The following is an 11,340-nucleotide window of genomic DNA, read 5'->3' on the forward strand; positions in this document are numbered from 1 at the left end:
GCGTGAGCACCGGTGGGAGTACCTGCGGAGTGGCGCCGGGCCTGCCTGGATGCAGCACATAGAGCGGCACGCCGCTTCGCCCGTAGGACTCGAGCGTCCGGGCAATCTCTTCATCGCGGTTGGTCCAGTCGGCCTTGAGCGTCGCAACGCCCTTTTCGGCGAATGCGGTGCGGACGTCCTCGCTCGCAAACACCAGCCGCTCGTTGGCCAGGCAGGTGATGCACCAGGCGGCCGTGAAATTCACAAAGACAGGTGTGCCGCCGGCGGTCAGCTCCGCAACGCGCGCCCTGGAATAGGGCTGCCAGTATTCTTCAGCGGTTGCCTGCGCCGCGCTTTCAGGCGCTATGCCCACGCGCATGAATGCAACGCGCCCGCCCCAGAAGCACAGGGCGGCAAGCAGCGCCACGCCCGCGAGCTTTGCCGGCGGCCAGCCCTGACGCTCGCGCACCTTCGACCAGACCCACAGGCCCGCTGCCGCCAGAAGCAACCCGGCGAGCAGATCGATCGCCACGTCGGTCCCGCGCTGGCGTGCGAGAACCGAGACCAGCCAGATGACCGTGCCATAGAGCGGGAAGGCCATGGCTTCCCGGAAGGTCACCATCCATGGGCCAGGTCGCGGCAACCTGCGCAGGGCGCCGGGCCACTCGGAAAGAATCAGATAGGGAAGGGCCATGCCGGCGCCCAGTGCGGTGAAGACTGCCAGCGAATGGGGCGCGGGCATGCCCAGCGCATAACCCAGCGCCGCGCCCATGAACGGCGCCGTGCACGGGGTGGCGACAATGGTGGCAAGCACGCCGGTGGCGAACGAGCCGGTGTAGCCTTCCAGTCTGACGCCGGAGCCGCCCAGGCCGGTCAGGGAAGAGCCGAGTTCCACCACGCCGGAGAGTGAGAGCGCCAGCAGAAAGAGCACGAAACTCAGCGTGATCACAAAGCCCGGTGACTGGAGCTGGAACCCCCAGCCCAGGTGCTCGCCTCCTGCGCGCAGGGCCAGTAGCAGACCCGCCAGCGCCCAGAACGAGACGAGCACGCCGGCGCTGTAGGCCAGCCCGTGCATGCGCACCACACGCGATTCCTCCCCGGCTTGATTGACGAATCCGAGGACCTTGATGGAGAGAACCGGAAACACGCATGGCATCAGATTGAGCAGGATCCCGCCGATCAGTGCAAAGAGAATCGCTCGCAACAGCCCGCCGGTGTCTTTGGAGGCCAGCATTGCCGGCCGCGGCCCGGCATGGATTGAGAAGGCGTGGCTGCTCTCGGCGTCCTTGTGTTTGGTGAGCAGCACGCCGCGCAGCACGTGGGGCATTCCATCGAGCAACTCGTGGCGCTGGATTCGCAGCACCGCATCGTCGCCGACCCAGAGGACGTTTTGCGGCGCGGCATTGGCAATGATGAGATCGTCCTCGGGAACGAAGGCGAGCGTCGCATCCTTGAGCGCGAACTGGCCGGCGCCCTGCAGGATGAGGTGAAGCGCGTCCCCTGCTTCTTCGATGATTGCCGAATCGGCGGGCCAGGGCGTGGGGGCCGCACCGAAGGCGGCAACGAAGAGCGGCTCATTGCCGGCATTGATCTCGGGCGTCACCGATTGCACGGGCAGGGTAAGCGAAAGAGTCGCTTTTCCGGGAATGCATTCCTCGCGGCAGACGAGCCACTTGGCCTCGCCAACGATCTCAACCGCTTCAACGCTGAAGTCTTCGGGGACGCTGAGTTTTACCGGAAGCAGCACCTCGCTGCTGTATCCATAGTTCATCAGCCCGGCCAGGCCCTGCCGCTCGGGTGCGGGCCAGTTGAACCCTGTGGCCTCAACGCCATCGGGCAGTTGCCACTCCACGCTGGTGGGCTGTCCCGAGTCGCCGGGGTTCTTCCAGTAGATGTGCCAGTGATCTTCCAGGCGGAAGTGAAGGCCGATGTCGAGTTGCGCACCCGGCTGCGCGCTTTGCTGAAGGGCGATGAGCTCGACGCTCAGGTGCTCCGCCTCGACCGGCTGCGCATGTCCCGGGGCTATTCCCCCGCTGATGAGCAGGGCGAGCACTGCAAAGAGCAAGCTGAGCCGGATGCGTTTCATGGATCTACTTCACGAACTTGCGGAACTCGGGCTTGCGCTTTTCCATGAAGGCGTTGACGCCTTCTTTGGACTCTTCGCTGTCGTAGTAGAGCTTGAGCGACTGGAATCCCTGCGCGCCGATGCCGCGCACGTTCTCGCTGTCGGCATTGAAAGAACGCTTGGCGATGGCGATGGCCGTGGGGCTTTTCTCCAGAATCTCCTTGCACCAGCGCTGTACTTCGGCGTCGAGATCGGCATCGGGGACGACCGCGTTGACAAGGCCCATGGCAAGGGCTTCCTTGGCGGTGTAGCGGCGGCAGAGATACCAGATCTCGCGGGCGCGCTTCTCACCGACAACGCGCGAGAGGTAGGCCGTGCCCCAGCCGGGATCGACCGAGCCGACCTTCGGGCCGACCTGACCGAGTTGCGCGCTCTCGGCTGCGATGGCCAGGTCGCAAAGCGTGACCAGCACGTTGCCCCCGCCAACGGCGTAACCGTTCACCCGCGCGATGACCGGCTTGGGTGCGTCGCGCATGATGGCGTGCAGGTCCTCGACGGGAAGCCCGATCAGGCCGCGGCCGCCGTAGCTGCCTTCGTGACTGGATTGATCGCCGCCGGTGCAGAATGCTTTTTCTCCCGCGCCGGTGAGCACGATGACGCCGACCTCGGGCTTCCAGGCCGCGACGTTGAAGGCGTCGATGAGCTCCTCAACGGTCTGCGCGCGAAACGCGTTGTAGACCTTCGGGCGGTTGATGGTGATCCGGGCGATGCCGCCCGCTTCTTCGTAAAGAATGTCTTCGTAGGCCACGTTGCAGCTCCCTGGCATGGGGCGCTGCTGGCGCGACCCCGGCCGGTGTCTGGTTGACTGTATTGCGGTGCAGTCTATGCAGACCCGGCGAGGCGCGGCAAGGCGGGGGCGTGGGTCAGTCGTTTCGTTCCAGGCGGGTGCGGAAGAACAGGTCTTCGAGCCGCTCGACCTCTTCGCAGGGAAGAAAGAGCGGATCGCTGCCGGGGATCATGGCCATGTCCGCCATCTCGGCGGGGCGGCTGGGTTGCTGGATGCCAAGCAGCCCGCGCAGACTCGCCGTGACGGGATTGAAACCCGCGGCGATTACGAGCGGAAGCGTTCGGGAAAAACGCGGCGTGACGTCATTGAGGAACAGGTTGTCGTCGCGGTTGCGCTGAAAGCGAACCGACACCCCGTGGGTCAGGCCCAGCTCGGCAACGACCCGCAGCGCGAGTTCCTGAAGCTCGGGATCGTGAATGGTGCGATAGGCCACTGAATCGCTTTGCCGGTTGCGGAGCTCGACAATCGGGACGGCAAAGACGGGGGTTCCCGTCTCGTCGGTGAGGACTTCGACGATGTAGCGCTCGCCGCCGAGGTAGGACTGCGCGATCAGGTCGTCGCCCCAGCCCATGCGGTCGAGCTCGGCGGGCGTGTTGGCGACGCCCACTTCATCGCCGGAAATCCGGTGACGCTTGCGAACGAGCACCGGAAACTCCCAGTCGCCGGTCTTGAACTGGTCGCCGATGGGCTGGCTGAGCGGCGTCGCGACGATCTCGCGGCAGCGTTCCATCAGATGCTGCCTGTCCATGCTGGTCTTCAGACCCTCGCTGGCGCACATCAGCAGGTCGACGCCCTGGGCCTGGAACCACCCGCGGGCATCGGCGAGCAGAAGCAGCTCGGCATCGCTGGAGGGAATGACGACGCGAATCTGGTTCTCGGCGCACTGCCCCAGAAGATTCGCAACGTACTTCGGGTCGTCGGTGCGTCGCAGGGATATGCGCCGCGCGTCGCCGACCAGATAGAGGGCATGGGCGTAGGGCTCGCTGGCCGCGACGAAGGTATCGAACTCCTGGAAGGCCAGGGCATGTACCAGAGCCGTCGCAACGCGGTCATTGCCGGCAAGGATGAGGACAGGATGTTTCTGCATGATGAAGGCCTCTGCTTTGTGAACGGTCCCGCCCGATTCCGAGTAAATACATAAGCAACCACCATGCCGCGGGCTTTTGCGGCTCCCCTGGCAACATAGAGCAGATGACGTACGTGCCGTAGGAACGTCCCTGAAGGCTGTTTTACGAGGAATCAGTCCGGGGCAAGGCGAGGCATCCGCCCGTACGCTCGATCCGCGGCTGTTCAAAGAGTGCAGCAAAGTGCTCAAAATCTGACATGGTACTGTCAGAGATATGCATATTGAGCGTTAACGCGTTAAGCAGGCTTAACGCATCAACGTTTCAGCTTTGACATGCAGGTGACTCAGGCGAATGTGGGAGCCGAGGCGTTCTGCGAAGCGTACAGCGTGACCGCGTGGGGCAGCGCCGCCAGACTCGGCTCAATGCGATCCATCAGCAGGTCTTCGATCAGGTTTCCGACTTTCCCGGCCAGCCACCTGGGCACGCCGGGCAGGCGCTCGGGGAAGATGTCGAGCCGGGCCTGAATGACGATGTGTGTGTGCTGCCCGTCCTCTGCATGCGGGCCGACAAGGAACTGGCCCTTGCACTCGTAGAGGTCTTTGAACACATCGCTCAGGAAGTGAAAGTCCACCTGCCGGATGTCGTGGCGCCAGTCGGCGTGACCGATCCACTGAAAGACATTGGGCTTGATGAAGGGCCGGGCAAAACCGGGGACCACCGCCTTGTCGGCGCACCAGCGGTGCTCGGTCTGCTGGTGCAGCTCGCTGTGGTCGTGGCTGCTCAGTTCGGTGATCGATTCCACGTTGGGCAGGTGCGCGGGAAGATCGGTAAAGCGCTTCCAGAGAATTTCGTAGACGTGGTCGGGATGATAGGCGAGGCGCTCTTCAAGAAAGATGTTCACGGCGGACTCTCCATGCGGGTGCGGGAGAGCAACGGCCCTCCCGCACGCAGGTGCAATCAGGCTGCGCTGGGCGCAGCCGATACCGGGTGCTGCATATCGGTGGGCTCGTCCTTGACGAGAAATCCCATGAATCCCCTGAACAGTGCGCGCACCGGGGCGCGGCTCCAGAAGAGCGCGATCCATGCAATCGGTGCGAAAAGCAACGCGCCGGGAATCGTGCCCAGGTTGATCATCAAGACGGTGGCGATGACCGCAAGCCCCAGGCCCGCGCCGAAGACCGTGCCCAGGTAGGCAAGGACGAGTTGCAGGGTCGAGGGAACGCGCACGCCGGCGATGAGCTCGCCGCGCTCGCGCGCCAGGGCAGTCCCTTCCTTCATCAGGCCGGTCAGGTGGTAGATCAGCGCAGGGATCAGAATGACACCCATGCCATAAAGCGTCAGCGCCACCGGTCCGGTGAGCCAGTCATACCAGGGACGCGCGCCCCAGCTCAGGAACTGGTCGCGGCTGACGGAGAAGAAACGCTGGTAGCCCGTTCCATCCCACCCGTGGGCGAGAATGAAGAAGAAACCGACGTAGGAGATTACCAGGTGCAGAAAGCCCTGGTAGAACCTGCCGCGGACAATGGCCCGGCGCGTGAGGTAGTAGCCCAGAATCCCCTGCGTGATATTGGTGATGGCAAAGCCTGTCACCAGCCACGCAGGTAGCGAGCCATAACTCTTCGCCACTTGCATGGTTTCCCAGTCGGGGAAGGCCCAGAGCAGGTAGATCCCCGAGGGGGCGAAGATGATCGAGATGAACAGCAGGCACAGGACGAAGGGCTTGGTATACCACTGGTTTTTGTCGGCCTCTTCGGGGTCGGCGTCATACTCCGCCTTGAGCTGCTTGCTTGCCGCAATGGCATAGCTGGCGCCAAATGCATAAGACCAGAACACATCTACCTGAACCATTTTCCACTCTCCTTCATATCCGCGCCGGCGGGCGGTCGCGGTTTAACGCTACGGATTGTTTCCATCCGTCGCGGAAATTCCGTCGAAAACGAGCGCGACGACTGCGTCGCGCCAGCGGTCTTTCACGGCGGTTGGATCTTCGGCGTAGAGGACTTCGAGCATGCCGCCCATTGCCATCGCGTTGATGGCCTTGGCGGTGAGGTTCGTGTCGAGATTCTCGCGCAGGAAGCCGCGCTTCTTGCCGTTGACCAGGTAGGCCTCGGTGAGCGAGCCGCCCAGTTCCCACAGGCGCAGCACCATCTGGCGCATCTCTTCGTCGACGGCGGGCGCTTCCTGAATGAGCAGCTTCGCGCGGTCCATGCTGCTCGCAAAGAGTTCAAAGAACAGATCGCCCCAGCGGGCGACCTGGTCGCGGTACTCGGCAACCGTGCTGGCCAGCCGGGGGGGCTCCATCATCAGCCCTTTGGTGATCTGGTCGGCCGCTTCCTGAATGACGTGGACGAAGATGTCGCGCTTGTTCTTGAAGTAGCGGTAGAACGTGCCGTGGCCAGAGCCCATCTCGGCGGCAATGTCGGCGATGCCGGTCTCGTGGTAGCCCTTGTCGGCGAATACCTTGGTCGCGGCCTTCAAAATCTCGTCCCTGCGGGCCTGTGTCTTTACCTGGGGCACAATTCGCTCCTTTTCGCCAAAGCGGAATGATGTGTCATTCTCTGCCGAAAGTGCCGGATTGTCAAGGAAAAAGGGTGAGGCGGCGCCCTGCAATTTGTCATGGGAACTTCGCAGGGATGTGGCACACTCCGCCCTGCCGGATCCCCTCCGGCCGGAGCGTCCCCGGAAATGCTGATGTGGATCCTTCTTGGAATTCTCGCCGTCCTCGTGCTGGGCCTCGCGTGGCTGCTGCGAAAACGCGCGCGTTTTGATGAGGAAATCCGCCAGAGCCTGCTCGCACTCAAGCGCAGGGGCGGCGCCCCCGAAGAAGTATTCTCTCACGAATCGCTTGCGCAGCATCCCGAGCCGGTGCGCCGGTTTCTCACGCATGCCATCGCCGACGGGGCGCGCCTTGCCGGCAGCGTCGACTTCCAGATGCAAGGCGAGATCCTGCTCAATCCCCGGGGCAAGTGGCAGGAGTTCACCGCGCGCGAGGTGATTGCCGGGCACCACGGCTTTGTCTGGGACGCGCAGGTGAAGGCGGGAATCCTCAGTGTGCGCGGCGTCGATGCCTACCTTGAAGGCGAGGGGCGCATGCGCGTGTGGGTCGCGCGGCTCTTTCAGATCATCGATGCCACCAGCGAGGACATCTCGCGCTCGACGCTCGGGCGGCTTGCCGCCGAGCTGGCCTGGGCGCCCGCCGTGCTCTACGCGATGGAGGGCGTTTCCTGGAGCGCCCCGTCCGATGAGGAAGTCGTGGCGCGTTTCGGGATCGAAAATGAGGACATCGAACTGCACCTCAAAATTGACGAAAAGGGTGCCCTCACGGAACTGTGGCTCGATCGCTGGAGCATCAACATCGATCCCGAGGGGCCGAAGTATCTTCCCTTCGGTGCATCGGTCTCGGGCGAGGCGAGCTTTGGCGGCTATACCATCGCAAGCGTCATGGAGGGCGGCTGGAACTTCGGCAACGAGAGCTACGCCCCCTTCATTCGGCTGACCCTGACGCAGGCGGATTTTCGGTAGTACGTATCTACTGAGATTGTTGCAAAATATATAGTTGCATATAGCAACTATTCTGGCTAGCATCCTTGCTCACAATGCCGACCCGTCAAGCAGGGAGTGAGAGCAATGGAAGCAATCAATGAGAGCAGGGAACCTGGCGCCAGCGCGCGGACCAACCCGTCCCGGCATGCCAAAGACGTGGCGTTTGCCGCGCGCCTGCGGGCCGGAGAGGCGGGAGCCTACGAGCAGTTGCTGGAACGCTACCAGGGACCGCTCTACCGGCACCTGATGCGAATCGTGCGCAACGAGGCCGATGCCGAGGAAGTTCTCCAGACCACATTTTTGCAGGTCTTTCGCCGGATCGAGCTCTATGATGGCAACGCGGCGCTGGGAACCTGGCTCTATCGCGTTGCTACCAACTCCGCTCTCATGTGGCTTCGTAGTCAAAAGCGCCACACCAAGGGGGCGGACTACGACGCGCTCGAAATGTTGAACAACGAGGACGCCGCGTTGGCGCCCTTGGGCGTGGTGCCCCAAGCGGACCAAACGCAGGAAGCGCGCGAACAACTCGATCGCGTCGAGCGCGCACTCGAACGGCTCCCCGAAGAGCACCGAACCGTTTTCGTCCTGCGTGATGTGGAGGGCCTCTCAAATGTCGAGGCGGCAGAGCGCCTGGGGCTCAGCATTGCCGCAATCAAGTCGAGGCTGCATCGCGCGCGCCTGGCGCTGCGCGAAGCACTGGAGGATGCGTGAGCAAGACAGAGAACTTGCAGGAAAATCCGGCACTGCGGCTGGAAGAGGCGATCGGGTACCTGACCTATCGCGCGCAGGTCGCATTTCGCTTTTCGATGAACCAGGCGCTCGAGCGTCATGGATTCGGAGATTTCGGGCTTGAACAGTGGCGCGTGCTGCGCGCGTTGTGGGTGCAGGAAGGACTCACTCAGAACGAGATCGGCGTGCTGCATCTCAAGGATAAGACCAATGTGACGCGGCTGATCGACCAGCTCGAAAAGAAGGGTTTGGTCGAGCGCCGCAACGACCCGGCTGACCGCCGCGTATTTCGAATCTTTTTGACCAAGGACGGCAAGGCAATGAAGAAGAAGCTACTGCCGATCGGGGTCGAGGTGCGCACGCGCGCGATTGAGGGGCTGAGCGACGAGGACGTGCGCACAGCAACCCGCGTGCTTCGCACCATGACCGAAAACCTCCTTGCTGATGATGACTGAAGTTGCTCCCACCAGCTTCAAGACCGCGCTCGGCCGCGGCTTTCGCATGCGCTGCCCGCGTTGCGGGGAGGGGCGCATCTTCGAGAGCTTCTTTAAAGAGAACGAAATCTGCGATCACTGCGGGCTCAAACTTGAGGACCGCTCAGGCAAGACCTGGGCCTTCATGTACGTCACCACCGCCGCCTTTGTGGGGCCGCTCGCCTTCGCGGTGCTGGTGCTCCAGTTCATGGGGTACGACATGCCCGCGTTGCCGATCTTCGGCGTGATCGTGTTGTTGCTCTTTGCCAGCCTGCCTGTTCGCAAGGGTTGCGCCATCGCCCTGGACTATCTCGTCGAGGAGCGCGACCGCGCAGGGCGCGCCGAAACCTGATTCTCGTAGCCTCCAGGGCGCCTCTACGCCCCTTTGCCACTGAGGGTCGCCTGCACTAGCCTTGCCTGAACAATTGTTCAGAAAAGCGCCGGGCCGCCCGGCGCCCGCCTGACTCAAAGAGGGGAACCCGCATGAGCGCACTGGTCGAAACGAAATACGGAAAACTTCAGGGCTACGAAAAAGAAGGACTCCAGATCTTCAAGGGGATCCCGTTTGCCAGGCCGCCCGTCGGCAAGCTGCGCTTTCAGGCGCCCCAGCCGCCCGAGCCCTGGGACGGCGTGCGCGAGGCCAGCAAGTGGGGCGGCGCCTGCCCGCAGGACAAGATCCCCATCATGAACGTCGGCGAGATGAGTGAGGACTGCCTCTATCTCAACGTCTGGACGCCGGCCTGTGACGGCAAGAAGCGTCCGGTGATGTTCTGGATTCACGGCGGCGGCTTCATGATCGGCTCCACCGCACAGGGCGAATACAACGGCAAGCACCTGGCAAAGAACGGCGACGTGGTCGTGGTCTCAACCAACTACCGCCTTGGCGCCTTCGGCTTTCTGCATCTCTCCGAGCTGCTCGGCGAGGGTTTCCCCAGCGCGTCGAACAACGGCATCCGCGACCAGATCGCCGCGCTCGAATGGGTGCGCGAGAACATCGAAGCCTTCGGCGGCGATCCCGCCGACGTGACCATCTTTGGTGAATCGGCAGGCGGGATGAGCGTGAGCACACTGCTCGGCTCTCCCAAAACGAAGGGCCTGTTCGCCAAGGCCATCCCCCAGAGCGGCGCGGCCAATCACTCCATCAGCAGCGAGGACGGCACGCGCGCGGCAAAGGCCGTGCTCGACGCGCTCGGCATTGATCCGAAAAATCCCGAAAAACTCTGGGAAGTGGACGCCAGGAGCATCGTCAAAGCCCAGCGCGCCTCGGCCAAGCTGACGGTCGCTGTTGGTCCGGGCAAGATTCCGCAAACAGCAATGACGCTTATCCCGGTGGTTGACGGCGACGTCCTGCCCAGGGGAATCTGGGAAGCGATCAACGGGGGCATCGCAAAAGACGTGTCGGTGATGACCGGCACGACGTTTGAGGAATGGCGGCTGTTCTCGCAGATGGCCGAGCTCACTGCCGGCATGAGCGGCGGCGAGAAACCACCGGAGATCGACGCCGACAAGCTGAGCCAGTTCGTTGAAGCGGGCCTGCCCGGCCGCGCCGAGGCAGCGATCGCGCTCTACAGCAAGGGCCGCGAGGGCGCCAAGCCCCAGGAAATCTTCACGGCGATCGAGACCGACCGCATGTTCCGCGCGCCGGCGACGCGGCTGGTGGAAGCCCAGTCCAAACACAACAAGAATACCTATTTCTACCGCGTGGATTTCGCAGGCCCGACTTTCGGCGCCTGCCATGCCATCGACATCCCGCTCGTATTCGGCGGCGTGGACAATCCCTTCGGCCAGATGTTCACCGGCGGTGGGGAGAAGGCACGCACAGTCTCGAAGAACATGCAGGATGCATGGCTCTCGTTCGCAAAGACCGGCAATCCCGGACATGCGGGGCTCCCCGAGTGGCCGGCCTATGAAGAGAGCCGCCGCGCGACGATGATCTTCAACACTGAGTGCAAGGTTGTCGAGGACCCCGACGCCGAGCACCGCAAGTTCTGGGACGACATCTTGCCGCGATAGATTGCCGACAGGTATCAACCGGGTGTCATTCTGAGCGAAGCGAAGAATCGTGTGGAGGCGACTCGAACGCGAATCTTCGGGGCACAACGTGCCCCTCAGAATGACACCGTTTGTGCCGCTTGAATCAGGTAACCATGCCCCACACCTACTGGCTCTACGGATCTGAACTCTCTCCCTTTTCGCTCAAGCTGCGGGCGATGTGCGACTATGTCGCGCTTCCCTACACGTGGGTACCGGGCGAGGGCACGCGCTGGCAGGCCATTGCCGCAAGCGCGCTCGTGGAAGCCGCGCGTCGCGGCCGGGTGAATATCCACTACCCGCGCATGAGCGAGCTCGATGAGCTGCCGCTGGTGCCGTTCCTGATCGAGGATCGCCGCCGCGTGATGTACGACTCCACCGCGCTGGCGAGCTGGCTCGATGCGCGCGCGCCGCACGCGGCGCCGCTGATTCCGGCCGATCCGGCACTGGCCTTTGTGGCCGCTTGGCTCGACGAGGCTTTTGACGAATTCGGGCTCTACCTGGTGCACCACAACCGCTGGGTTGTATCGGCCGCGGACAACAACGCGGGCGAGCGACTGGGGCGCGAGTATTCCGTACTTACGGGCAAGCGTCTTGGAAAGCGCC

At 63.1% G+C, this 11,340-nt stretch carries 12 protein-coding genes; 6 read left to right on the forward strand and 6 right to left on the reverse strand.

Annotated features, from left to right (window positions below; translation table 11 throughout):
* From KDH09_17455 to KDH09_17480, 6 genes are all read right to left on the reverse strand, one after another.
* Nucleotides 1–2,065, reverse strand: a 2,065-nt coding sequence (locus tag KDH09_17455; GenBank protein MCB0221488.1) for a thioredoxin family protein, incomplete at its 3' end; no start/stop codon positions are given.
* A gap of 4 nt (nucleotides 2,066–2,069) precedes the next feature.
* Nucleotides 2,070–2,852: an enoyl-CoA hydratase/isomerase family protein gene (locus KDH09_17460; protein ID MCB0221489.1), complete on the reverse strand. Its 783-nt coding sequence runs from the start codon at nucleotides 2,850–2,852 to the stop codon at nucleotides 2,070–2,072.
* Between the two features lie 115 nt (nucleotides 2,853–2,967).
* The gene (locus KDH09_17465; protein MCB0221490.1) at nucleotides 2,968–3,978 is read right to left on the reverse strand and encodes an ATP-grasp domain-containing protein; all 1,011 of its coding nucleotides are present in this window, start codon (nucleotides 3,976–3,978) and stop codon (nucleotides 2,968–2,970) included.
* Nucleotides 3,979–4,301: 323 nt separating this feature from the next.
* On the reverse strand, nucleotides 4,302–4,859 hold the full coding sequence (locus KDH09_17470) for a hypothetical protein (protein MCB0221491.1): 558 nt from the start codon (nucleotides 4,857–4,859) through the stop codon (nucleotides 4,302–4,304).
* A gap of 56 nt (nucleotides 4,860–4,915) precedes the next feature.
* Entirely contained in the window at nucleotides 4,916–5,806 is an 891-nt protein-coding gene (locus tag KDH09_17475) for a hypothetical protein (protein ID MCB0221492.1), read from the reverse strand.
* Between the two features lie 48 nt (nucleotides 5,807–5,854).
* On the reverse strand, nucleotides 5,855–6,475 hold the full coding sequence (locus KDH09_17480) for a TetR/AcrR family transcriptional regulator (GenBank protein MCB0221493.1): 621 nt from the start codon (nucleotides 6,473–6,475) through the stop codon (nucleotides 5,855–5,857).
* A gap of 168 nt (nucleotides 6,476–6,643) precedes the next feature.
* Here KDH09_17480 and KDH09_17485 point away from each other — a divergent pair, with 168 nt between their 5' ends.
* From KDH09_17485 to KDH09_17510, 6 genes are all read left to right on the forward strand, one after another.
* Nucleotides 6,644–7,480 carry a hypothetical protein gene (locus KDH09_17485; GenBank protein ID MCB0221494.1) on the forward strand — a complete coding sequence of 279 codons (837 nt, stop codon included), beginning with the start codon at nucleotides 6,644–6,646 and terminating at the stop codon, nucleotides 7,478–7,480.
* Nucleotides 7,481–7,585: 105 nt separating this feature from the next.
* Entirely contained in the window at nucleotides 7,586–8,212 is a 627-nt protein-coding gene (locus tag KDH09_17490; protein ID MCB0221495.1) for a sigma-70 family RNA polymerase sigma factor, read from the forward strand.
* On the forward strand, nucleotides 8,209–8,685 hold the full coding sequence (locus tag KDH09_17495; GenBank protein MCB0221496.1) for a MarR family transcriptional regulator: 477 nt from the start codon (nucleotides 8,209–8,211) through the stop codon (nucleotides 8,683–8,685). Before KDH09_17490 ends, KDH09_17495 begins: the two co-directional genes overlap by 4 nt.
* Nucleotides 8,675–9,055: a DUF983 domain-containing protein gene (locus tag KDH09_17500; protein ID MCB0221497.1), complete on the forward strand. Its 381-nt coding sequence runs from the start codon at nucleotides 8,675–8,677 to the stop codon at nucleotides 9,053–9,055. Before KDH09_17495 ends, KDH09_17500 begins: the two co-directional genes overlap by 11 nt.
* Nucleotides 9,056–9,186: 131 nt before the next feature.
* Nucleotides 9,187–10,716, forward strand: a complete 1,530-nt coding sequence (locus tag KDH09_17505; protein MCB0221498.1) for a carboxylesterase/lipase family protein — start codon at nucleotides 9,187–9,189, stop codon at nucleotides 10,714–10,716.
* A 134-nt stretch (nucleotides 10,717–10,850) separates the two neighbouring features.
* The coding region (locus KDH09_17510; protein MCB0221499.1) for a glutathione S-transferase N-terminal domain-containing protein at nucleotides 10,851–11,340 on the forward strand (490 nt) is incomplete at its 3' end.

This window comes from Chrysiogenia bacterium (assembly GCA_020434085.1).
GTDB lineage: Bacteria > JAGRBM01 > JAGRBM01 > JAGRBM01 > JAGRBM01 > JAGRBM01.

Bases quoted from the DNA above. Each gene is read 5' to 3' on its own strand.
- KDH09_17465 (MCB0221490.1), bottom strand. From the start codon at position 3,978: ATGCAGAAACATCCTGTCCTCATCCTTGCCGGCAATGACCGCGTTGCG.
- KDH09_17490 (MCB0221495.1), top strand. From the start codon at position 7,586: ATGGAAGCAATCAATGAGAGCAGGGAACCTGGCGCCAGCGCGCGGACC.
- KDH09_17485 (MCB0221494.1), top strand. From the start codon at position 6,644: ATGCTGATGTGGATCCTTCTTGGAATTCTCGCCGTCCTCGTGCTGGGC.
- KDH09_17505 (MCB0221498.1), top strand. From the start codon at position 9,187: ATGAGCGCACTGGTCGAAACGAAATACGGAAAACTTCAGGGCTACGAA.
- KDH09_17475 (MCB0221492.1), bottom strand. From the start codon at position 5,806: ATGGTTCAGGTAGATGTGTTCTGGTCTTATGCATTTGGCGCCAGCTAT.
- KDH09_17500 (MCB0221497.1), top strand. From the start codon at position 8,675: ATGATGACTGAAGTTGCTCCCACCAGCTTCAAGACCGCGCTCGGCCGC.